The sequence below is a fragment of the Erwinia sp. HR93 genome (assembly GCF_034555055.1).
GTDB classification, from domain to species: domain Bacteria; phylum Pseudomonadota; class Gammaproteobacteria; order Enterobacterales; family Enterobacteriaceae; genus Apirhabdus; species Apirhabdus apintestini.
On record NZ_JAXUDP010000001.1, the window covers coordinates 1,330,370 to 1,353,764 of the forward strand.

19 protein-coding genes, 1 tRNA gene and 1 pseudogene are annotated in these 23,395 nt (G+C 50.0%); 16 read left to right on the plus strand and 5 right to left on the minus strand.

What is annotated here, in order from left to right:
* Window positions 1–3 precede the first annotated feature (3 nt).
* Both SFA31_RS06210 and SFA31_RS06215 read left to right on the plus strand, forming a co-directional pair.
* Entirely contained in the window at window positions 4–879 is an 876-nt protein-coding gene (locus SFA31_RS06210; protein WP_416208322.1) for a 2-dehydro-3-deoxygalactonokinase, read from the plus strand.
* Window positions 866–1,492, plus strand: coding sequence for a 2-dehydro-3-deoxy-6-phosphogalactonate aldolase (locus SFA31_RS06215; RefSeq protein WP_322837196.1), 627 nt, complete (start codon window positions 866–868; stop codon window positions 1,490–1,492). The genes SFA31_RS06210 and SFA31_RS06215 overlap by 14 nt, the downstream gene beginning before the upstream one ends.
* Window positions 1,493–1,645: 153 nt before the next feature.
* Here SFA31_RS06215 and SFA31_RS06220 read toward each other — a convergent pair whose 3' ends face one another.
* Window positions 1,646–2,509 carry a MurR/RpiR family transcriptional regulator gene (locus SFA31_RS06220; protein ID WP_322837197.1) on the minus strand — a complete coding sequence of 288 codons (864 nt, stop codon included), beginning with the start codon at window positions 2,507–2,509 and terminating at the stop codon, window positions 1,646–1,648.
* Window positions 2,510–2,699: 190 nt separating this feature from the next.
* Here SFA31_RS06220 and SFA31_RS06225 point away from each other — a divergent pair.
* The 9 genes from SFA31_RS06225 to SFA31_RS06265 all read left to right on the plus strand — a co-directional run bounded on the left by SFA31_RS06225 (window position 2,700) and on the right by SFA31_RS06265 (window position 11,237).
* Window positions 2,700–2,781, plus strand: a tRNA-Leu gene (locus tag SFA31_RS06225).
* Window positions 2,782–2,948: 167 nt separating this feature from the next.
* Window positions 2,949–4,220 carry a tyrosine-type recombinase/integrase gene (locus SFA31_RS06230; RefSeq protein ID WP_322837198.1) on the plus strand — a complete coding sequence of 424 codons (1,272 nt, stop codon included), beginning with the start codon at window positions 2,949–2,951 and terminating at the stop codon, window positions 4,218–4,220.
* A 13-nt stretch (window positions 4,221–4,233) separates the two neighbouring features.
* On the plus strand, window positions 4,234–4,866 hold the full coding sequence (locus tag SFA31_RS06235; RefSeq protein ID WP_322837199.1) for a hypothetical protein: 633 nt from the start codon (window positions 4,234–4,236) through the stop codon (window positions 4,864–4,866).
* 335 nt (window positions 4,867–5,201) lie between these two features.
* The gene (locus SFA31_RS06240) at window positions 5,202–5,435 is read left to right on the plus strand and encodes an AlpA family transcriptional regulator (protein ID WP_322837200.1); all 234 of its coding nucleotides are present in this window, start codon (window positions 5,202–5,204) and stop codon (window positions 5,433–5,435) included.
* A gap of 29 nt (window positions 5,436–5,464) precedes the next feature.
* On the plus strand, window positions 5,465–6,397 hold the full coding sequence (locus SFA31_RS06245; RefSeq protein WP_322837201.1) for a hypothetical protein: 933 nt from the start codon (window positions 5,465–5,467) through the stop codon (window positions 6,395–6,397).
* Window positions 6,394–7,386, plus strand: coding sequence for a P2 family phage major capsid protein (locus SFA31_RS06250; protein WP_322837202.1), 993 nt, complete (start codon window positions 6,394–6,396; stop codon window positions 7,384–7,386). Before SFA31_RS06245 ends, SFA31_RS06250 begins: the two co-directional genes overlap by 4 nt.
* A gap of 220 nt (window positions 7,387–7,606) precedes the next feature.
* Window positions 7,607–8,086, plus strand: coding sequence for a host cell division inhibitor Icd-like protein (locus SFA31_RS06255; RefSeq protein ID WP_322839312.1), 480 nt, complete (start codon window positions 7,607–7,609; stop codon window positions 8,084–8,086).
* 52 nt (window positions 8,087–8,138) lie between these two features.
* Window positions 8,139–8,507 carry a hypothetical protein gene (locus SFA31_RS06260; RefSeq protein WP_322837203.1) on the plus strand — a complete coding sequence of 123 codons (369 nt, stop codon included), beginning with the start codon at window positions 8,139–8,141 and terminating at the stop codon, window positions 8,505–8,507.
* A gap of 45 nt (window positions 8,508–8,552) precedes the next feature.
* The gene (locus tag SFA31_RS06265; protein ID WP_322837204.1) at window positions 8,553–11,237 is read left to right on the plus strand and encodes a DUF927 domain-containing protein; all 2,685 of its coding nucleotides are present in this window, start codon (window positions 8,553–8,555) and stop codon (window positions 11,235–11,237) included.
* A gap of 363 nt (window positions 11,238–11,600) precedes the next feature.
* Here SFA31_RS06265 and SFA31_RS06270 read toward each other — a convergent pair whose 3' ends face one another.
* Window positions 11,601–12,602 carry a tyrosine-type recombinase/integrase gene (locus SFA31_RS06270; RefSeq protein ID WP_322837205.1) on the minus strand — a complete coding sequence of 334 codons (1,002 nt, stop codon included), beginning with the start codon at window positions 12,600–12,602 and terminating at the stop codon, window positions 11,601–11,603.
* 588 nt (window positions 12,603–13,190) lie between these two features.
* On the opposite strand from SFA31_RS06270, the pseudogene SFA31_RS06275 reads away from it, so the two are divergent.
* Together SFA31_RS06275 and SFA31_RS06280 are read left to right on the plus strand one after the other, a co-directional pair.
* Window positions 13,191–13,376: pseudogene (locus SFA31_RS06275) on the plus strand (ogr/Delta-like zinc finger family protein); the annotation flags it as partial.
* A 412-nt stretch (window positions 13,377–13,788) separates the two neighbouring features.
* On the plus strand, window positions 13,789–15,063 hold the full coding sequence (locus SFA31_RS06280) for a tyrosine-type recombinase/integrase (protein WP_322837206.1): 1,275 nt from the start codon (window positions 13,789–13,791) through the stop codon (window positions 15,061–15,063).
* Here the strand turns inward: SFA31_RS06280 and SFA31_RS06285 are convergent.
* Window positions 14,991–16,126 (minus strand): IS3 family transposase gene (locus SFA31_RS06285; RefSeq protein WP_322836662.1). Its coding sequence is split into 2 segments (ribosomal slippage): window positions 14,991–15,880 and window positions 15,880–16,126, totalling 1,137 coding nucleotides; the frame shifts between segments, so codons are not numbered across the junction. The two genes, SFA31_RS06280 and SFA31_RS06285, sit on opposite strands and share 73 nt — an antisense overlap.
* Window positions 16,127–16,270: 144 nt before the next feature.
* Here SFA31_RS06285 and SFA31_RS06290 point away from each other — a divergent pair.
* Both SFA31_RS06290 and SFA31_RS06295 read left to right on the plus strand, forming a co-directional pair.
* Window positions 16,271–18,034 carry an AAA family ATPase gene (locus SFA31_RS06290; RefSeq protein WP_322837207.1) on the plus strand — a complete coding sequence of 588 codons (1,764 nt, stop codon included), beginning with the start codon at window positions 16,271–16,273 and terminating at the stop codon, window positions 18,032–18,034.
* A gap of 8 nt (window positions 18,035–18,042) precedes the next feature.
* The gene (locus SFA31_RS06295; RefSeq protein ID WP_322837208.1) at window positions 18,043–19,257 is read left to right on the plus strand and encodes a hypothetical protein; all 1,215 of its coding nucleotides are present in this window, start codon (window positions 18,043–18,045) and stop codon (window positions 19,255–19,257) included.
* 1 nt (window position 19,258) lies between these two features.
* On the opposite strand, the gene SFA31_RS06300 is transcribed toward SFA31_RS06295, so the two are convergent.
* A complete protein-coding gene (locus SFA31_RS06300) occupies window positions 19,259–20,431 on the minus strand; it encodes a site-specific DNA-methyltransferase (RefSeq protein WP_322837209.1) in 1,173 nt (390 codons plus the stop codon).
* Between the two features lie 558 nt (window positions 20,432–20,989).
* On the opposite strand from SFA31_RS06300, the gene SFA31_RS06305 reads away from it, so the two are divergent.
* Entirely contained in the window at window positions 20,990–21,283 is a 294-nt protein-coding gene (locus SFA31_RS06305; RefSeq protein WP_322837210.1) for a hypothetical protein, read from the plus strand.
* 141 nt (window positions 21,284–21,424) lie between these two features.
* On the opposite strand, the gene SFA31_RS06310 is transcribed toward SFA31_RS06305, so the two are convergent.
* A complete protein-coding gene (locus SFA31_RS06310) occupies window positions 21,425–23,155 on the minus strand; it encodes an FAD-binding protein (RefSeq protein ID WP_322837211.1) in 1,731 nt (576 codons plus the stop codon).
* Between the last annotated feature and the right edge of the window lie 240 nt (window positions 23,156–23,395).

Consider the following 23,395-nt stretch of genomic DNA (forward strand, 5'->3'; position numbering starts at 1 on the left):
GCGATGACGGACATGAATTATATTGCGGTGGACTGGGGGTCCACCCACCTGCGCGCCTGGCACATTGAAAACGGCGTGCCAATTAATGTGCTGCATCTTCCCTTTGGCGTGACCCGGCTGGAGGATGCCACCCCGGAGCAAATTTTTGAACGCTACATCAATCCATGGCGAAGTGAGCGGTTACTACCTGTATATATGGCGGGCATGGTCGGCAGCGATGCAGGATGGAAAGCCGCGCCTTATCTGCGCTGCCCGCTAAAACTGAATACGCTGGCTGACAGCCTGACTGCGGTTTTACCCGGCGTCTGGATTGTGCCGGGCCTGCGTTTTCAAACCGATGATATGTGTAATGTCATGCGCGGTGAAGAGACGCTGCTGCTGGGCGTTCAGCATTTGAGCCACGCCAGTTGCGTGATATTACCTGGTACACACAGTAAGTGGGCGCTTACTGAAAGCGGTGAGGTGCGGCGTTTCGATACTGCGATGACCGGCGAGCTACACCACATGTTAATGCACTATTCGCTACTGGGGCGCGGACTTATGGCTCAGGAGGATAGCGAGGTTGCCTTCCTGTCAGGCCTGCATCGGGGCATGGCGCAGCCAGCGCTGGTGGAAACGTTATTTAGCGTCAGGGCTTCGCGGCTATTGGGCGAACTAGCGCCTGAGGCGGTGAGTGAGTACTTATCTGGCCTGCTGATCGGCGCGGAAACGGCGGTATTTACGCAGCGCTATCGCCCGGCGCGCGTGGCGCTAGTCGCCGATGGTCCGCTGAAACCACGCTACCGGCAGGCGCTGGCGGTAGCTGGCGTCGAGGCTGAGACCATTGCGCCGGAACTGGCCTTTTTAACCGGAATAAGGAGCATTCATGAACGACAGTAAACTAGTGGCAATCCTGCGCGGCATCACGCCGACGGAAGTATTAGCACATGTAGCGGTGCTGATTGACGCGGGTTTTCGCTATATCGAAGTGCCGCTGAACTCCCCGGACTGGTGGCGCAGTATCGCCGATGCGGTGAGCCACTTTGGCGAGCAGGCGACCATCGGTGCGGGGACGGTGCTAACGGTGGAGCAGGTGGATACGCTGGCGGCAATAGGCGCAGGGCTGATCGTCACGCCGAATGCCCATCCGGCAGTAATCCGCCGCGCGCGCGCCTGCGATATGCTCACCTGCGCCGGTTTTGCGACGCCGAGCGAGGCGTTTAGCGCGCTGGAGGCCGGTGCGCACTGGTTAAAACTCTTTCCTGCGGCAACCTTCGGCCCCGGCTACGTGCAGGCGATAAATGCCGTGCTGCCTGCAGGCACGCCGCTGCTCGCCGTTGGGGGCGTAACGCCCGAAAGCCTGGCTGACTGGCTGCGCGTCGGCTGTGCGGGCGCCGGGCTGGGCGGCGATTTGTATCGTGCAGGGCAGTCGCCTGCACACACGCGTGAACGGGCGCTGCGCTTTATGGCGGCGTGGCAGGCAGCCGGGCAGCGGATAGAAGCCGCTGAATGAGGTTAAAGCAGGTTTGCAAAGGGGGACAGGTACGCTAAGGGGCGGATATTCCCGAGTCAGGGCTGAGGCCGCGCCGTGCCTGCCTTACGCGCGTTAAAAGTGCGCAGGCAGCGTTGGCGCCCTGAAATACCGCCAGTTGAGCCAAACCTAAGGTTAATCTCCCAGCGGCTGACGATTGGCCCCGCCGCGGTGGCTATCCAGCGCCAGTTTAATGCGCCGCAGGCGAGATTTTGCTTCCGGCTTATGCGCCATCGCCAGTTCGGTGGACAGCACATCGATCATCGCCAGCATGGCATAGCGTGAGGTGCTGGGCTTAAAGATATAGTCGTTTTCACGCACAATCAGCGGCAGCACTAGGCTGGCCTGCGCGGCAAGCGGCGTTTCTTCCGGCGTAATAGCGATAACCCGCGCGCCGTACTGGCGGGCGATAGTCGCGCTTTCTACCAGTTCGGGCGTATAGCCGCCGAGCGACAGCGTCACGACCACATCACGCGCGGTCACCGCCGCGCACATCATGCGCACCAGCAGGCCATCATTCTGGCTCACTATCGGCAGCCCGAGCCGAAACAGCCGAAACTGCAGCTCCTGCGCGCCGATGGTCGAGCCGCCGCCCATACCCACTGCCAGCACCTGTCGGGCGTCACCTATCCAGTCCACCGCTGTTTGCAGCGCCTTAGGGTCCAGCGCCCGGCGATTAGTTTCCAGTACGCCAATAATCGAGGCATAAATGCCCTGAATCCCTTCAAGATCGGGGACATCCAGTAAAAAACGCTGGCCGACCGCCAGTGACTGGGCCAGTTTGAGCTTCAGCTCGCGCACGTCTTTACAGCCCAGCGCGCGCGCAAAGCGCGTCACCGAGGCCTGGCTACTGTCGGTCAGCCGCGCCAGTTCAGCGATCGGCAGTTCCGCCGCCGTGGCCACATCGTCGAGGATAAATTGCGCAATGCGCTTTTCAGTCGAGGTTAAACTGACAAAGCGGTCGGTAATGCATGAGATTATGTCGATAGAATACGCCATGGCCGGTATCAGCAGTGTGAAAATGATTGGTACTTTGTACCACGGCGCTGCTTGCAGAACAAACGACAGTAGGCTGGTGAAAGCGCCACCGGGCGATGATTTTATCGCCAGTCGGCATAAACTCCGCGCTTAATGGTTGCGCTGCCCGCCGAAGCCGTTATAATTCCACCGTTTTCCGTATCCCTTCAGTGCCGAAGTGGCGAAATCGGTAGACGCAGTTGATTCAAAATCAACCGTAGAAATACGTGCCGGTTCGAGTCCGGCCTTCGGCATAACCAACACTTCTTTTGACGTTTTTTGAAGTCTATCTTTATCAATAAAACCCTTATAAAATAACAAATTACAGTCTTTACTGGTCTTTTCAGGTCTCTTGTGGTCTACACCCCTTTGGGGGCATAATTGGGGGCACTCCACTTCGATCAGGATTTGTGCCCCCAAAATGAAGCTTAATGTTCGACAAATTGATACAGCAAAGCCAAAGGACAGAGCCTACAAGATGGCTGACGGCGGCGGGTTGTACCTTGAGGTATCCCCAAAAGGCTCAAAATACTGGCGTATGAAATATCGCCGTCCATCTGATAAGAAAGAGGATCGGCTTGCTTTCGGTGTTTACCCAACAACAACACTCGCAGAAGCCAGAGCAAAGCGTGATACAGCGAAGAAGTTACTGTCACAAGGAATAGATCCAAAAGTTGAACAGAAGGGAGCAAAAGCTGAAACCGAGGGGGCATATTTATTTGAAACCATCGCCAGACAGTGGCACGCAAGTAATCTCACATGGAGTGAAGACCATCGCCGTCGTGTACTGCTGACACTGGAGCAGTATATTTTCCCTTCGATTGGCCAGCTTGATGCCCGAACGTTGAGAACCAGCCAGCTACTTATGCCCATTAAAGCTGTAGATGCCGCTGGTAAACATGACGTTGCACAGCGACTTCAACAGCGTGTGACGGCAATTATGCGTTTTGGTGTCCAGAATGACCTCTTACAATCTAACCCCGCCAATGATATGGCTGGAGCGCTTTTAAGCGTTAAAACAACTCATCATCCAGCATTACCACCAAAAAGAATACCTGAACTTCTTGAACGACTATCGAACTATAAAGGCCGGTTAATCACGCGCCTTGCAGTTGAATTAACATTGCTTACTTTTATTCGTTCAAGTGAGATGCGGTTTGCCCGGTGGAGTGAAATTAATTTTGAACGCAGTGAATGGACTATACCCGGCATCCGTAAGCCCATACCCGGCGTAAAGCATTCTGAACGTGGAATGAAAATGAAGACTGAACATATCGTTCCTCTCAGCAAGCAGGCTTTAAATGTATTTAAACAGTTATATATATTGAGCGGCAATGGTGAGGTTATATTCCCAAGTGACCATGACCCCAAAAAAGTAATGAGCGAGAACACTATAAATAGTGCTTTACGTGTTATGGGATATGACACGAAAACTGAAGTTTGCGGACATGGGTTTAGAACGATGGCGCGAGGTGCTTTAAGTGAATCAAAACTGTGGAATGATGATGCTATTGAAAGACAATTAAGTCACGTTGAACGTAAGCATGTTAAAGGTTCGTACATGCATACATCTGAATACATAGAAGAAAGGAAATTAATGCTTCAATGGTGGGCTGATTATATTGACGCCAACAAAGAAAAAGCTATCGCTCCTTATGAGTTTGCATGCATCCATAATATTACCACCCTATAAGTTAAGGTGACTCATGAACAGTTTCGAAATGTTTATCAGACTGAATTACATAACCGCCCGCGAAATGGCTTTTGTATTGATGGGGTTGGATTATGAGGCCTTACAATCAAGTCTTATGGTTGAACAGTCTGCTGTCCACCAAAGAATTAGTCGCGCCATTTCAAGGAATGTTAATTATTATGAGAAAAGTGAAAGGAAACAAAATATAAGTAAGGTGACTAATGCTGAGCATGTTTTAGCAGCCGCGTACCCATTTATTATTGAAGATGTGACACCACATATAATTATTGACCATATTGATAAAGCAATCATGAAAATCACCCGTGAATCAGGATGGAAGGATAAGCTTGAAATGTTAGGTGGTGAATCTCTCCTTAATAGAGGAAAAATTCTCCATACAGGAGGGCGAGGCGATTATAAGAAAAATGATGAGGTTAAAGGTAATTATAAAATGATTGCCGTGTTAATTAGAATGCTTGCTGAAAATGGGAAGGCAAAGTATGGCTCATTCTCAAAACCTTTAGTTAGTGAAATTTACAGTGACCTTGCTGAACTCTGTTCTCGTCATGGAGTTGATTTGAAAGGGCTTGCTGAATCAACCTTTTATAAAAAGGTGAAAGAAGCAAACAGTTTTATAAATGAGTAAACATAACGCATCCAGTGGCATGCTGTATCAAACTACAGCAACCCACAACAAACTCCAGGAGCATGGTTTTGGATCCGTTAAGGATCCATAAGGGTCTGTAAAGACCTATAAAGCTTTGGTGATTAGAAAACGATGCTATAACAGTCATTTATTATCTTCTAACCTTATGATTTTAATTGAAATAAATGATTTCATCTTTAAAGGTTTATTTTTAATATAATCAATACATTTCAATATAATTCTCTTTTTATTAATAGAATCTACTTTCAGTAGAAACCTCAGGTTTTGCCGTCTAAAGTCCACCATGTACCACGAAATAACACACCGGAGGGCTTATGGATTTCGTTGATGTGGTTAACAATAAACAGCGTCTTATCAAGACTAAAGATGTGTTGACGCGTGTTCAGCGTAGTAAGGCGTGGCTTTATAAACAGCTTAAAGCAGGTACGTTTCCTAAACCTGTACGAATTGGCTCGCGTTCCATTTCATTTGTTGAAAGTGAAGTTAACTATTGGATTGAAGAACGAATTTCCGCGTCTCGCGATGACATTGAAAAACAAATATCGTAATTCAGCTATTATATAAAAAAGGATTCTTTATGACTATTCCGAATATTCCGGAAGGGATGTGCTTATCCCTGCCACCACTTAACGATATTAATATGCGGATTATTCTTTCTTACACCACAGCGAAATTTACTGAAGATAAAAATGATGCCGGATGCATGGAGCGTGTTGCTGAAATATTCCTGCTGGGTCAGATGCGCCCGTTAGCGGATAAATTAAAGGCGCTGACATGTGTCACTCTCCCTCTGCCGGACACCTCGCCGGAAGAAATTAATCTATTACTGGATCGTTGCGAGAAAATTTATAAGCGTGAGGCGGAGGAATATGACCGCTGCGCACGCGAATCCAGCAGAGCCGAACATACATTAGAGGTGATAAGGCAGCCCGCGCAGTCCGTAGCTGACTCCCGTAATCGTAATAAATCGTCGGTACGTGATTCCGAAGATGCCGCAGAACGCGCGGCAATCAATCTGAGTAATCAGGCCGGGCGGGTTAAGGATATGCTTGTACTGGCCGGACTGCTTTATGATGAAGCCAAAACGTTAAGTGATTCAGTAGATATTAATCGCTGTATGCCCCGCACTTGCCGTATTCCTGAGGTATTCACCCGCCGCAATGATTTTTTATTTATTGCCGCTGATAATACCAGCAATGCCATTCGCTCACTGCGTCTTGCAGTGGAAGATATTATCAGGAAATGCACGCCACCAACGGATAAATATGAAATCAATAACGGCGGTGTAATTAAATCACAGGCTTACCGTCATTATTATCAGGCTGATAATGACCTGTTACGGGCAATTGTCAGTGCAGACGACTACGCGAAATATATTGCGGAGTTTGGCTGGTTTATGCGGGAAAACCGAGAAGCTACCAGAATTTCATTACAGGCTTCCGTCAATACGCTTATGTCAGAAGAACAACTGAATGAGTGGAAGGAAATGAATAAGGACAATGAAAAATGATTACCATTAATAAGCCAAAGGCAGCAGTAGAATTTCATAAGCGCTTTACGCAGTCCGCCCGGTATTTGCCCGGTAGCCGCTCATTCAGTATGTCCAGCGAGCGGGAAAACATCATTCGTCTTGCCGTGCTGGAATCCGCCTGGATGATGGGGGAAATCACCTTGCTGGACGTCACCGCCCCAGATGGTCAGGCCATTGATATCGGTAACAGTTCACTACATACCGGGCGCGTTGATGGCGGGCGTTTCCGTAAGCATATGACGGTAAACGGTACGGAGTTCACCCTTAGCGAAACTGACTCAAGCGCCAGTATCACATGGGCTGAAATGTCCGCACTCGCCAGTATCGGCCAGCAGGGGCTGTTTGAAGAAAGCATGGAAGACTTTTTCGCACAGGCCTACGCGCTGGATATGCTGCGCATCGGCTTTAACGGCAAGGCCATTGCGGAGACAACTGACCCGGAAGCGAACAAAAAAGGCGAGGATGTGAATATCGGCTGGCACACTCTCGCCAGTCAGTACGGCGACGGGAAGCAGGTTATCACTCAGCCGCTGAAAATCGGTGAATCCGGCGACTGGAAGAACATCGACGCGCTGGCAAATCACCTGATTACAGAGCTTATCGCGGAGCCGTACCGGGAAGACCCGCGCCTTGTGGTACTGGTAGGCGCTGAACTGGCCGCTGACCAGCGCCTTAAACTCTTTAATGCCGCAGACCGCCCCGCCGATGTGAACGCCGCACAGATGGCGACAAGCTCCGTAGCCGGGCGCTTTGCCTTTATCCCGCCGTTTATGCCCGGTAAGCGTCTAGCCGTCACCACGCTGAAAAACCTGCAAATCTACACGCAGGAGAATACCCGCTACTTCCGCGCCGACTTTGACGAGGACAGGAAGGAGTACACGCACGCTTATCTGCGTAATGAGGGCTACGCACTGGGGAACCCGGAGCTGTACGCCGCCGTCGATGAAACCGCTGTGAGTTTTGTCTGACGGTCTAAAACAGAACACAAAAAAACCCGCCAAATTGACGGGTTTTTCCAGGAATATCATCAGGCTGGCACCTGACTTCAAAGGAAGATTTATCATGACAGGTATTATGCATATGTTCAAGTGCGGAGGCTTCGTAATAAAGCTCTTGCGCTGCTCCCATTGGGCGGGGTATATTTCCAGCGTTGCCCCTCAATGGGCAACCGGGCATTCCACCCCGAGCATGTTATCGGCGACGACAGACGCGCCATGCGTCTTTTTTTATGTCGCAATCAACGCCACAGAGCGCCATTTTATGGCGTGGTGTTACGTATCCGGTACAGGTTTGAATCGCTCTTTCCTGCACCTTTCGTTACACTATGCCGCCTTGTCAATGGTAGCTCAGGCGGGGCAGCTTTCGGGCTGGCCGGTTTCCGATAACGCCGGTAGTGGAATCCCCGTCTGGGCTATCGCCATCATGAAGAATTCCACCTTCGGCGATAGCAACGATTACGCTGTTATCGGAGGTTGCCTTATGGCTTCGATCCCCACCCAAACTAACCCGCAATATACCTGGCTTTTCCTGGCCGTTCGTCGTGCTGATTTGCAGGACAAACCACACCGAAAGCAGATCACTGCACCCGATTATCCCTCTGCGCGACGACTTATCGCACGGGAATACGTTGCTGCCTATGCCGGGCGACTGCCCCTTATCCAGCACTAATAGTTCGGTATAAACAATGATATTGCTATGACCGCTACGGTCAGGAGGGGTTATGTCTCAAAATAATATTAATGAAAATAAGTCTGTCGATTCTTCTGAATGGTCTTTGCATAAAGATTATTTCTGCTTTATGTCAGAAGACAGTAAAAACAGACTTGATACTGTTTCTGATGTAATACTTTTAATGAGAGATTATCTAAATTACGTGAGTGATGATGAACATACATGTACTAAAGCACGAGGTATAGAGGCTATATGTATTCTCATTAGTGGGGAACTTGAAAATCTAAAATCAGAACTCAATTACCCCGGTGGGCTTTTTTCCGAATTTCAGGCTATGCACGGAATTAGTTTAATTAAGAAATACGGAATAAAAAAACTAACTAAAGCACTCGAACAGCTATCAGACGACGGTCGTTAAAAAATAGCGCCGTGTAATGCGGCGCTTAATATCTGGAATTTAATAATGAATATCGCAAATAATATCACTATTTCCGATTTAATCAAACAGGCTAATGGCGAATGGAGCAATATTCTTTTCCGTCTTAATGTGACCGTTCCTGAAAATGGCAAACATGGAGCTTGTCCACACTGTGGCGGTAAAGACCGGTTCCGCTTTGACGATAAAAACGGGCGCGGAACGTGGTTCTGTAATAACTGCGGCCATGGTGACGGTTTAGACTTGGTGAAAAAGGTGCTGGCCGTGGATACGATGGAGGCGGCAACCCGTATCCGGGAAGTGTATTCATTCGATGCCCGTTCATCGTCGAATAAGCCTATGCCAGCCAGGAAAGAAGCCCCCGAAAAGCCACCTGAGTGGTGGGCTAACCAGTTCCGGAACACTGAACAGGGGGAAAGTGCTTATCTCAGCGCCAAAGGGCTGACGGGTTATGTATCTTCGCTGACTCGCCGGGTCACGAAAGCCGGGGGCATGGAATTCCCTGCTGGTTCATTGCTGCTTCCCATTACTGACGTTGACGGCCACACAACCGGCGCTCAGATTATCAGCCCGAACAAACAAAAAAGCCTGTTACCGGGGAGTAAAGCAGCCGGGCGTTTTGTTGCGGCCGGGAAGCCACAGGAAAGCGCACCCGAACGAATTGTTATCACCGAGGGGTACGCCACAGCGTTAAGCGCCTCCTTGCTGACTGATGGCTGGTGTGTGGCGGCGCTGTCTAAAAACAATATGAAAAACGTTGCTACCGCCTTACGCCAGAAGTGGCCGGAAGCGCAAATCATACTGGCCGGGGATAATGATTTTGAAGACGGGAAGCCTAATAAAGGGCGTGAATGCGCCATTTATGCAGCGCTGGCCGTAAAGGGATGGGTAACTATTCCTCCTGGACGCGCAAAAAGCGACTGGGATGATTACCGGAAGGATTTCGGCGTTCAGCGTGCGCGTGATGCGTTTGCGGAAGAAATGATGAACCCTGCGGACACAGAAACACGGCTCCCGCACGGGTTCAGGCTGACGAAGGATTATCTCTGGTTTGACCGTCCGGCCTCAGATGGTGCGGATAACGGTCAGGTCAGGCAGGTTAAAATTTGCAGTCCCCTGCGCGTCAGCGCTATCACCTGCGATGCGGACGGCGGGAAGTTTGGGCGGTTGCTGTCATGGGAGGATTCCAACGGAATGCGGCATGAATGGGCGATGCCTATGACCGTTCTCGCCGGAAGCGGTCAGGAGCTGCGCGAGGTGCTGCTTGATAACGGGCTTCACTTTATCAGCGTCAACGGCTCCGCGCGTGGCTATTTGATGGAATACATATCGACGTGTCGCCCTGTGCGCAAAGTCACCTGCGTGGATAAAACGGGCTGGCACGGTGGCGCTTACGTGCTACAGGATGAAGTTATCGGCAGTGATGCCGATGCTGTAATCCTCCAGTCGTCTTCATCGTCCAAAAATGATTTTCGTATCAGCGGTACTACGCAGGAATGGATCGAGCACATTGGCTCCTACTGTGCCGGTAATTCCCGCCTGGTATTTTGCGTCAGCCTGGCACTTGCCGCCCCACTCCTCAATCTTATGGGGGTCGGCGGCGGGGGGTATCACCTCAAGGGCGAATCCACGGATGGCAAAACCACCACAATGAAGGTCGCCGCGTCGGTATGTGGTGGAGCTGACTTCTGGAAGACATGGCGTGCAACGGGTAACGCGCTGGAAGGTATTGCCCTGCGCCGGAACGATGCCGCGCTGATGCTTGATGAAATCAGCGAGGTGGACGGGAAAGAGGCCAGTCGTATTGCCTATATGTTGGGTAACGGACAGGGAAAAGCGCGTGGCCGTGTTGATGGCAGTGTGCGTGACCCGGCAACGTGGACGCTGCTTTACCTGTCAACCGGGGAAGTTTCCATCATGGAGCACGCCGCCGAAGCCGGGGAGAAACGCACCGGGGCGGGTGTGGGCGTCCGTATGGTGCAAATCCCAAGCGATACCGGGAAACATGGCGCATTTGAAAACCTGCACGGGTTTGATGGTGGCAAGGAGTTTGCGGAATATCTGGAACAGTCCAGCCGTCAGTTTCATGGCGCACCGTTCCGCGACTGGCTGCGTTGGATTTCGGGGAACCTTTCCGGTGTCACCGCACGGGCAAAGGCCATGAAGAAAGAGTATGAGCGCACCCTGCTACCGTCTGAATCCGGTAATCAGGTTGGCCGTATCGTTGACCGCTTCGCGTTGCTGGCCGTTGCCGGAGAACTGGCAACAGAAGCCGGAATCACAGGCTGGAAGCCCGGCGAGGCGTACAACGCCGCAAGAGCCTGCCTTGATGCCTGGTTAAAGGATCGCGGCCATGCGGCCAATCAGGAAGAAGTTGACGCACTGGAGAAAGTCCGGCGCTTCATCACGGCCAATCAGTACACCCGCCTGGCTGACTGGCATGACGAAAAAAACCGCCCCGCTAACATGGTAGGTTTCCGGCGTGTTGATAAGGGCAACAACGGTGCAGACTCAGAAACCACATTTTATATTTTACCGAGTGGGTGGAAGGAGATTTGCGGTACATCCGACACGGCCAAAACTGCGCGACTTTGCCATGATGCCGGATGGCTTGATACCGAGTCGGAAAACGGCAGGTTACAGAAAACCGTAAGGCTACCGGAGATTGGTGCCAAAAAGGTCTACGTTTTCAGGAGTGAGGTTATCGGGTGAAGAGGGGGCGCAATGCCCCTTTTTTGTGTCCGTCATTTGAGGAAAGGATGCCTGCCAGAGAAGAAGTACTCGCGCGTATCCTATTTTTTGGTGGTAACAGTGGTAACACTGGTAACACGATTGATTTATAAGGGAAAAATCTGTTACCACCTGCGTGTTACCACTGGTAACAGGTGGTAACACGTTTAAAATCAGTTAGATACGAAGATTATTTTTTTCTGTTACCAGTGGTGCTAACGGGGTGGTAACAGGAAAAGTCTTTAAATATCAAAGCTGTTACCAGTGTTACCACTGTTACCACCAAAAACACCCATAATCATATAAAATATGGCGAAATGGCTTCTTTTCCTGGCTGGCGTGGTTTTAGGCGTGTTGTGAGGTAGCTATACGGAACTGGCCGTTAATCGGGTTAAGCGTGATGGCGTTCTGAAGATAGTCCGGCGCCAGATGCGCATAAGCCATTGTCTGCTGAATGCTGGCATGCCCCAGTATCTGCTGTAGTGCGATGATATTTCCACCGTTCATCATAAAGTGGCTGGCGAACGTATGGCGCAGGATATGGGTAGCCTGCCCGCGCGGCAGGTTGGGTTTGACCTTACGCAGCATTCGGCAGAAATTTTCATAGTCCACACGGAACAGTGTCGCGCTGGCGTTGGTCATGACCTCCTCTTCCAGTTCGGCAGAGATGGGAACCACGCGCTTTTTGCCATTCTTGGTTTCCAGAAAGACGACACGGCCATGCATAATCTGCGATTCCGTCAGCGTACTGACTTCTCCCCAGCGTCCACCTGTGCTGAGACACAGCAAGGCAATCAGCCGATAATCTCCTTTCAGAGAGTCAAGCAGGCTGGCTATTTCCGTTTTGGTAAGGTAAGTCATACCGGGATTTTTTTCTTTAAGCGGAGGCAATCCACGTATGGGGTTTTCACCCTTAAACTCATCCAGCTTAAGCAGGGCGCTGAACATACCTGAAAGGCGGTAAACGTCACGATTAATGGTTGATGCGCTGATTCCCTGTGCGAGCCTGCGGCAGCGGTGATCTATCAGCATCCGCTTATTAACTTCGCTGACCAGTGGATTATCCAGAGCCGTGATAGTCTTGATGATGTGTTTATTTTCAGTTTCCCCATTTTTTAGCGTCTGGCCGTGGTAGCGCCACCATAATTCCCTGATATCGTCCAGTGTGCGCCTGTCAACTTGTGCGGCTGGATCCCACTCTTTACGCTGGAATTTACCGAGCATGTAGCGCTCATAGGCAACAGCATCAGCTCGTCTGTTAAAGATTTTTCGGGTGCGCTTGCCGTTACGTCCACCTGTTCTTGTGTCCAGTTCATAACGTCCGTCATCTCTCTTTTTTATTGACATTTCTTTACAACCCAAGCAGTTGATTACGTGGTTGAGGTTTTGGGACATAGCCTTTGAATACGGATGAATGGCTACGATAAATATTTCAGTTTTCAGTGAAAAAGATTTATCGGTTATCTATATGATTTTATTGTTTTTATAACGTTCCTATTATCTCATAACTCAGGAGGTTTTGCAGGTGACAGTAATCACGTAATTTTCATTAAATATATACTTATCAATGAGTTGTTTAGATTCGCTGATTGGTTCCCCAGCTTAAAAACTGAAATAACCTGAAATTCATTTCACAGATTTCAGTTTGTATTTTTACCCGACAAAGCCAGTGGTGGCGTGGTCTGGCGATATGGTTTGTACTACCGGAAAAACTGAAATCAATTGTGATCTGAAAACCGCAGGCGGGTGCGGTGTAGTGCCGTTTTCGTCACTTCTGCCGTTATTTCGTGGCTGACAGTAAGCCTCAGTTAAGCCCTGACGCCTTTTTCTCTGGAAGGCATGTTTTGGTCTGCTTTGAGCGTATCGCAGCTTAGAGAGCGTTCTGTGACGTCAGGTGTTAACATCGGTTTAGAGCAGAACAGGAGCAAAAGAAATATGCGGGTAATGAAGGTCACATGTCCGGAATGTGGTGAAAAAGCCGTAATCAGTAAAGCTACCCCAAGAGACCACCTGGCTACCGATATTTATTGCGCCTGTACGAATGTGGAGTGTGGCCACACCTATGTAGTTAATCTGACGTTTTCCCACTCACTTCGCCCCAGTCAGAAGCAGGGGGAAGCGTCATTTTCTGGCATAACTTAGATAGCGTCTGGTTTGGATCCGTATGACGGAATCGAACTAAAAATAGTCGATGAACAAATTGTGTGAATTTTGAACATATATAGAGGGTTGAAACTATCACGGGGGCATAAAAAGGGGCATTTAATTTTGCTTTAAAAAAAATTAATTAAAAAGCAATTAGTTATATTGATTTTCGAGTCCGGCCTTCGCACCATCGATACGAACTAAGCCGCTCACGAGCGGCTTTTTTTGTGGCTGAAATCCAGTATCTGCAAGGCTTTCCTCGCTTTTTCACTCAACCTAAGTCAACCTGATTCAACCTACATCAACTTACTGATGCGGGTACAACTGCGGGTATATCCCGGTTCGATAATGCTTGTACCCACACAGAACCCTTGAAAGGATACTCATCATGGCTCTGAGTGATGTGAAGGTTCGTTCGGCTAAGCCTGAAGCAAAAGCCTATAAACTTACTGACGGCGACGGTATGGTTTTGCTGGTTCACCCTAACGGCTCCAAATACTGGCGACTGCGTTATCGCTTTGGCGGTAAAGAGAAGATGCTGGCACTAGGGAAGTATCCTGAAGTTTCGTTAGCTGATGCTCGATCGCGGCGAGACGAAGCGCGTAAGCTCTTAGCTAATGGCGTCGATCCCAGTGAGAACAAGAAAGCCGTTAAGGTAGAGCAGGAACAAGAGGCTATAACGTTTGAAGTCGTCGCCAGAGACTGGCATACCAGTAATCAGAAGTGGTCTGAATCCCATAGCGCTCGGGTATTAAAGAGCCTGGAGGATAATTTGTTTGCTGCCATCGGTAAGCGGAACATTGCAGAGCTTAAGACTCGGGATCTTCTTGTACCCATTAAAGCGGTGGAGTCATCCGGGCGTCTTGAAGTCGCCGCCCGTTTACAGCAGCGAACTACCGCGATTATGCGCTTTGCGGTTCAGAGCGGCTTAATCGACTACAACCCCGCGCAAGAGATTGCCGGTGCGGTTGCTACGGCGAAAAGACAGCACCGTGCTGCATTAGAACTGAACCGCATTCCCGAATTACTTCATCGCATAGATCACTATTCTGGCAGGCTCTTAACTCGATTGGCGGTTGAACTCACTTTGTTGGTCTTCATTCGTTCAAGTGAACTGCGTTTTGCCCGCTGGTCAGAAGTCGATTTTGAAACGGCCATGTGGACGATTCCGGGAGAGCGTGAGCCGCTGGAAGGTGTTAAATATTCTCAGCGAGGTTCGAAGATGCGGACGCCTCATCTTGTGCCTTTGTCGCGGCAAGCTTTAGCCATTTTGGAGAAGATCAAAAGCATGAGTAGGAATCGAGAGCTGATTTTTGTGGGTGATCACGATCCGCGTAAACCCATGAGTGAGAACACGGTGAACAAGGCGCTGAGATTAATGGGTTATGACACGAAAACGGAAGTCTGTGGGCATGGTTTCAGGACGATGGCCTGTAGTTCTCTGATTGAGTCAGGATTGTGGTCAAGGGATGCGGTGGAGCGGCAGATGAGTCATCAGGAACGTAACTCTGTGCGGGCGGCTTACATCCATAAGGCGGAACATCTTGGGGAGCGATGGACTGACCCCGTGACAGTAGACAAATTCTGTCCTCACGACGAGGCCTGTTCAAAGGCCTCCGGACTGACGCCGCTGAGATGGCTGTGGCGTCGGACCCGGTTGTAGAACACTTCAATGTAATCGAAGATATCCGCCCGGGCCAGAGCCCGGGTTTTGTATATTCTCTTCCTGATACGCTCTTTTTTCAGTGAACTGAAGAACGATTCCGCTACTGCATTATCCCAGCAGTTGCCACGCCGGCTCATACTGGGCGCCAGATTATTGGCCCGGCAGAAGCGCCGCCAGTCCTCGCTGCCGTACTGGCTGCCCTGATCGCTATGTACTATTACCTCTCTGTCCGGTTTTCGACGCCATACTGCCATCATCAGCGCATCCAGCGCCAGTTCACGTGACAGCGTCGGTTTCATCGACCAGCCCACCACGTTACGGGCGAAGAGATCAATGACCACCGCCAGATACAGCCAGCCCTGCCAGGTGCGGATATAGGTAATATCGGTCACCCAGACCTGATTAGCCCGGACAACGGTAAACTGCCGCTGCACGCGATTAGGCGCAACCACTGAAGGCCTGCCGGCGATACGACGTGGCGCTTTATAGCCGCGCACCGCTTTGATCCGGTTCAGTTGCATAATACGGCTCACCCGGTTTTTACCGCAGGTTTCCCCGATTTCATTCAGATCGCCATGAACCCGGCGATAGCCATATACGCCACCGCTGAGGGAATACGAATCACGGATAAGCGCCAGCAGACGCTGGTTATCTTTATCGCGGGCGGAAACTGGATTATGCAGCCACGCATAGAACCCGGCCCGGGCGACATTCAGTACCCGACACATTGTCATGACACCCCATACGGAGCGGTGTTCATTGATAAAGCGGTACTTCAGTCGGGCTCCCTTGCAAAGTACCGCGCGGCCTTTTTCAGGATGTCCCGCTCTTCTTCGGTGCGCTTCAGCTGAGACCGAAGCTTGAGGATCTCGCTTTTGGCTTCCAGTAAATCACGCGCATGCTGCTCGCTGTTATCGGGTTTGATGGCCCGCAGCCATTTGTAAAGACTATGCGCAGAGACACCCAGTCGGTCGGAAACTTCTGCGACGGAATAACCGCGTTCCGTAATTTGACGGACGGCTTCTTCCTTAAATTCAGGGGTAAATCGTGGTGTGCCCATACGGTCCTCCTATGCTCAAACTATACATCAGGATCGTCTACCGGGGTGGGGTCAGTCCAAACTATACATCAGGATCGTCTACCGGGGTGGGGTCAGTCCAACTATACATCAGGATCGTCTACCGGGGTGGGGTCAGTCCAGTATATGGTTGACCTGAAGGCAAGGAGATGGAAAATTGTTGTATCCGGAGATAAAAACGCAGACAAAGAAGGGAAAATTATGGCAACCTCGCTGACGACGCAAGACATACTTGGGCTTTTTAAGGCGTTGAAAGACGATATTCAGGCAACAGTATTGAAGCCGAGAGGGCTGTCGATAAAAAGCTCGGGTACAAAGAGCCTTGCGCTCAACGAACCATTGAATCCTGAGACTGGCTTTTGGCAAAATCCGCAGGCAATGTCAAATAAGCCCCTACGCTGGATTCCTCAAGTTGAAGTTAGCGCTGAAAATGTTGTTGCAAGATTCGCTCAAAATGTTGAGGGACAGAGCATAGGTATGGCTAAAAGCGTCGGTTACATTAACAACCGCGATGGTTCTTGCTCTGTATGCGTTTTTCGCGTTCTCCCTGCGATTAAACCTCTAGACCCTGATTCAAATTGGGAATTTCCTGCGGGATGGGAGTTCCTGCTTATTCTTGGCTTTGCGCAGCCTCTGCCTGCAGGTACGTCGGGTGATCCATTAAGCAATTTCGAACCCGGTGAAGGAACTATTGATTTCGGTGGCGGTGCATTAAAGAGAACATTTCCGATAAGCTTCCGTGCTCTGGTGAAAGCCCCTGTCTCAGAAGAGAATGTAGCAGGAACATCATATTCAGTTGTTGGCAATGCAATCGCGCGGTTAGTTGGTGCTACATTATACGATGGGACTCAAGCATCGGAGCGTGACGCCTTAGTTACTGATCTCTCAAATATCTTTGCTCCTCAGACAGTTGAAGGACCGTTTTCACTCGATGAAAATACCTCTCTTGTTGGGATCGATCCGTCGGTATATCAGCAGATAGAAGCAGCAATCAACTCTGGTAAGCGTCATATAATTTTCTATGGTCCTCCGGGGACAGGTAAAACGACGTTAGCGGAATATCTTGCAGCGGAAGTTTCAGAGCGGGATGATGGCGATGGATCTTATCTAATGCTCACAGCATCATCTGCTTGGAGTTCTCAAGATCTTGTCGGCGGGTATCAGCCTCTAGGTAATGGGGCTATTGGCTTTGTTCCTGGCGCATTGCTCCGTAATTTTGATAAACCTGTAATCATTGACGAATTAAATCGTTGTCCGATTGATAAAGTTTTGGGCCCGTTGTTTTCGATTCTCTCAGGACAGTCTTCGGCACTGCCTTGTCGGGTCGATGTGGCAAATCCTGCAAGTCCATTTCATGTGATTTATCCTAAACCTCATCCAGGAATGGAACCTCACGAGCATGCACCAGAGCCTGCATGGCGTATGATCTGTACTTTGAATACCTATGATAAAACCCAGCTTGGTCAGATTTCCTATGCACTGAGCCGTCGTTTTGCATGGATTAAAATAGGAGGGCCAGCAGATCCTGATGGATTTGTAAGGGAAATGGCAACTCGTCTTGGCGCTACAGTTACAGAGCCTGTAGCCTCAAACCCGATTGGTGCGTTGTGGAAGGCCGTTAATTCATTACGTGAAATAGGTGGTGCCCCTATCGTCGATTTCATCAAAACAATGATCGCGTTCAAATCTGATGTAAACCTATTTGTACAACCAGAGGGTAATGCTGCAGACTTGTTTTTATCCGCGTTTCGCATGTGCGTTCTTCCATTGATGGATGGTTTGTCGCCAAGAGAAGCTAGGGATCTAGCTGAATCAATTTCAGTTGCTTGGGGCTTAGATACTGAGAAAGCCGCCTCATTAACTCGTGATTGTGCGGAGTTTTCTGCTTGATGAATTCCATGAGCCTTGATGAAATATGTCTTCGGGGTCTTCTTCGCTGGGTAGGTACGGGGTCTCCTTCACCTTACTCAGGAAGCGTGGAGACTTTAAGATATGAAGATTTAGATGCTTTAAGAATGTGGTGGGCTCTTTCTGAACCTGTTGGCAGGCTAGCCTTAAGATTAGTGGAAAAACAGAGAGAAGTTTCTCCCACCTTAGACGACTTCAGAAGGGAAGTATCTGGTGAACTTCCTGGCCCTCCTGATGCTGCAGCTTCTATGTTGCTTCAAACCGTCACTCTTGACCCTGCTGCTTTTGTGGTCATAGAGGCATCTTCTTCATGGCTTTCAGGGCCAAACAGGGTTCTTGCGAAAACGCTGAAAACAGCGCAAGTAGCTTTGAAAGCTGGAGCTTTACATGCCAGAGGAGGGCTTTTCGATCTGCATGCGAATAAAAGGTTAGCTCTTCTCGATTGCGCCCTAAAAGTCGCACCTATACGAGAAGTACTTAGTACACCCGCGGGTAGATCTCGTATTGTTGCTTATGAAAAAAGGCAGGCTTCCAAGGCAAGGAGCCCGTTGTACAAGCAGTCTTGGATTTGTGCATCAATCTTATCAGATATTGAAGCTTTCGAGGCTGATACGATTAAGGCCCTACTTGCCTCCGATTTGCTTCCAGGAATGGAAGTCTGGAGAAAATTTGAACTCGCAACGATTCTGGAGGTTGCTGAAGCCCTTTCTGGGGCGACTGGGGCTCCCGTTGTTCTTGACGCTTCGTTTGCGGCGGGCAGGCCGGCGGCAACTATTGGTGATTTGGAATTACGTTGGCAAAGAGCCATGCCCAAGAGACCAAGTGCGTTTCTTGATCCGGGAGAGGTGCTAGCAGGTGAACTAGCCTTCTCTCTTGGGGTTTCCAAGGGTACTTCTCGAGCAGATATAACTATTGAAAGGGCTGGACGAATTCTTTCGATTATTGAATGTAAATGGTTTTCTTCTCCCGATTCGGCATCAGCAGCAATACTTGAGGCAACTAGTCAGCTTGTAGGTTATGCAAGAGACATTGCACATGCGCAGGAAGAACATGATACAGCTATTCTAGCTCGTAGCATTGTGGCTCTTGCTCACAGGGGCCCTGCTGAAATGCGTTTTGGGGCCCCTGTTTGCTGCATTGGTTTCTCTGATTTCGGTGCCGCTAATTTGGCACCTTGGGCAGCAATGGTATCAGGAATACACTAATTTATTTTTTCGGACGAGCGGCCCCACCATCAGCTACTAGAGGGACTGCTTCTTCCATTACCTGTGCAGCACATGGTGTGAAAATTGTGTAAGAGGATGGTTTGTCTGTAGCTAAAACAATAGGGTTACCCTCAAATCGGGACATTGCGCCCTCAAGGTATGCTGAATTCATTTCTACGCAAGCCCAGTGGCGGCCAAGGGCTTCAGACACTGCACCTGTCACGCAAGAGCCACCAAATGGATCGAAAACAAAATCGCCAGGATCCGTAGTCATACGAATAAAATACTCCGGAAGCGCTGATGGAAAGCGCGCTGGGTGGATGTCCAGTCCTTTTTTGCGGCAATAATCCTGATAAGTGCCATTTGATTCTGTATTCGCAATAGCAAGAAGATTTGGGGGAACGGAACCACCATTATCTTTGCCGAATTTTTCAGAAATCACATGGCCTGAGGGTCGTGTCTTTGCTTGATAACCGTTTTTTAGTAAAGACTTCATTGAGTCGGAATATGGTGCAAGCACGCGCCTGTTACTTGCTTTAGGGAATGGTGTTTTTGAAAGCCACCATACGCAATTTACGGCATCTTTAGGTCGAACCCGCCTTACATTTACCCATTCTGCAGGTGTCGGCAACTTAGCAGGATTCCACCAAAAATGTTCCAGCGCCAAATGAAAACCGTACTCATTGCAAAGCATTAGCAGCAGTTCATAATGGTAAAGAGAGCGTGTGGGGGTTCCTGCCTTCCATGCGCCGCCGATATCAATTACTAGACTCCCATCGTCTTTAAGTATTTTTTTGAAACCCTCAGCAAATGGACGAAACCAATCACAATAAGCGTGTGCGTCCTCATTACCATAGGATTTTTTCCGGACGAGACCGAAAGGTGGGGAGGTCATAATGAGGTTTACGCTTTCTGCTTCACGTGAATCCATCCAATCTAGAGAGTCACCATTCCACATTGCGCCGAAGTTTGTTTTGTGAAAAAGAGATACGGGGCGTGTTTCTCTGCATTTTTTCGGATCTGGGGTTGCCGATTTCATGTCAGAGGACGCCAATGCTCGAAGATAGTCACTTAGCGATTTGTAACCTAGGGATTTAGCTCTGATTTCTGCCGATCTTTTTTCAGCAACGCTCATTCGCACAGAGGCAGTAGTCTCCTTAGGTTCTGCTGACATTGGGCGCACCATGTTCTTCTCCAACTTAAAATTTCCTTTCTTTGTAATACAAAAATAAGGTAGTTAAATGTATTTTTTTGATGATTTCATTCTCTCCTCGCTTAACATCAATCGCAAGGCCTTTCTTTGCCAAATTCGTTTTGGAACTAAGATTTTTGTGATTGTCACTGGGTCAGTCCAATGAAGCCAACAGTAGTTCTGGCTCAGGCGGGTAAATATTGGATTTTCGATATTCTTGAGAGAGGGTCTCAATTGCAAATCAACGCCTGGATTCAGGATATTTATTAACACGTAGTACATGGGGCGACATTCAGGCACCACCAGTGGTGTACTCTGTAGCGGGAAGAAGTGATGCCCCAATAAAACAGACAGCAACCAACCACTCGTAATAATCCGGTCTTAGTCGCCCTTATTCTCCCGGCCACCCAACGTTTGGCACATACAGCTCACCAGACGCACCTGCTGACAAAAAACGCGCTCGCGTTGGGTCTGTAGCGCATGGCGCTATCGTCGGTTCGGTGCTAATACTGAAAGACTCACATGAAAAAAGGATAATGTATGCTGTGGCTGGAACAAGGTCTTTATCTCAGGGTTCAGGAGTTGCCAAACGGGCCGCGTCCGCTGCCGCTGCAAAGCGGTTTTTCTTCCGGCACCGCGTACCGGGCGCTGGGATGCTTTAACCCGTCAGAAACCTCGGATGCTTACTACATCCTTTCCAACGATCGCGACGAAATCTGGTTTATCTGTAATCGACACCTGCGCACGGTGTGTCTGCAGCCCGCGCAGCGGGCGTTTCGCCAGCCGCTGGCGCAGTGTGAGTTCGACGAGCCGATGCCGGCAGCAATCACCTGAATTAACCTAACGTGATGCCGCGCCCGTCCCGCGGTGCGGCAAAAAATATAGCTGCTGCGCTGAGTTTTATCCCGCCCCTGCGGTGAACGTGGGCGCGATATCGGGCCGCTATTTGGCCCCGATTATCGCGCCGGAGTTTCATTACCCTTTGCTGTTTAAAAACGACTGTGCAAAGGCGAAGACATTATTCGGGTCGATTTCCGCCTTAATCGCTTTTAACTTCTCTGCGACGGCGTCACCAAAATAAATCTGCGTGAAATCGCCATACTGCTCGCCGGGGTCCGGTTTGTAGTCCGGGTTCACGCCCAGTTGTTTGTCCGGGTAATTAAAGTAGCAGCCCTGATATCTGTCCCCCCACACCGGGAACCCGCTGGCGTTATTAGTGCCCTGGCGATAAATCGCGTTATAGCCGGCATTGAACCAGCTCACAATATCCTGCTCGCTGCGTTTTGCCTGTTCCGGGGTGGTGCCTTCCAGCGTCTTCCAGTAGGTCTGATACTGTAGCTTCAGCGCGCAATTTCTGGCGGCGATAGCGGTGTGGGCGCGCGTGGCGTCATCCATGTTATTGATTTGCAGGCCGTAACTGTCCACCTGAATCAGCGTTTGTGATAAATCCGCGCTTGCTGGCGCCGGGTTACCGTTCTGGGTATTTGTCAGAAAAGCGTACATCGCCGCGGCTTCGCTGGCGGTAAAGTTCGCCACCATGTTGCAGCTTTTGTATTTTCCGTTCTGGTTCTCGCCAGAGCCGCTCAAAAGCTGGGTCATATCAATCCACGGCAGGTCGTAAACCGTATCCAGCGAAATTGCCGCAGAGACCGGATGCCCCGGCAGGCTGAGCGCCTGTTTACGCCATGCGGAGGTCTCCGGCGCGGCAATCCATTTATTTAAGCGGCTGGCAAAAGATTGAATAACGTTTAACGCCGCGTCTTTGCTGGCCAGTGCTTCAATTGTTTTGCCGCCAAGGGCCGCATCGTGCCGGGTGCTGGCGCCGTATACCACCTGCATCACAATCGACATCACGTCCGTTTCCGCCGTCATGCAGGAGAATTTCCCCAGCGCGAAGGCCTGGCCCGGCAGCGCGTTACAGGCATCGTAATAGGCCTGCATAAACGCGCCGAATCCTGCTGCACCGCTGCCGCCGCTGCCTGCAAACTGCTTCCACGGTACCGGCAGGGCGATAAACAGCGCCCGCTCAGGCGCCTTAGGTACGCGCGTTTTTTCAAAATAGTATTTGGTGATTATCCCGAAGTGGCCGCTACCGCCGCCGCGGCAGGCCCAGTCCAGCCGGTCTGCGTCAGCGTCCGGGGTAAACGTGCGGCGCTTAAAGCCGCCGTTTTGGGTATCCGGGATAACCATTTCCACGCCGGCGAGGTAATCGACGGTCAATCCGTGTAAACGGGAAAGCAGCCCGTAGCCGCCACCGGCCACGTGCCCGCCGGCGCAAACGGAATAGCAAGACCCGCCCGGTACCGCCGCGCCATACAGTGAATGCAGCGTTTGTTGAATCAGCCAGTTAGAGGCGCCCGGCTCAATCACGACATAGTCGATATTATTAATTTTCTCTTCATGAATACCGCGCATATTGCTCAGGTCGATAACAAAACGCGTTCTGGCACCGCTATCGGTATCCGCCGCGCTTTGGAACGTAAAGTTTTCATAACAGTGACCGCCGGCAATCACTTTAATCTCGCCGGATTTCGGCGAATATTTCTGAATATTATTCAATGTCTGGATAATATCCTGCGCGTCTGTGACAAGGTAAACGCCTTCGCCTTGCCGTTCGCTCAGATTGTCATCCAGTTTGAAGCGCTGGTTAAAGCCGCGATCGAGGCCCGGGAAGTTATTGGCTTTAGGAGAAATATAGGTGCTCATTGTTACCTCACTAATTATCCGAAGAGGAGTTTAACTACGGCGCTACGGTAACAGGGGCAGGAAAGCGTCAAATGTATCCGATTCACACAATGAGCGCACCTGAGCATTACTGATAATTGATTACCGGTGGAATAGTTCAATTTATCGTAACAATCAGAGTAAATAATAATAAATTCAACGGAGATATTCTGTGGAAGCTGATGCATTACATGTTATTAAAGCACACTTAGGTATCAGAGC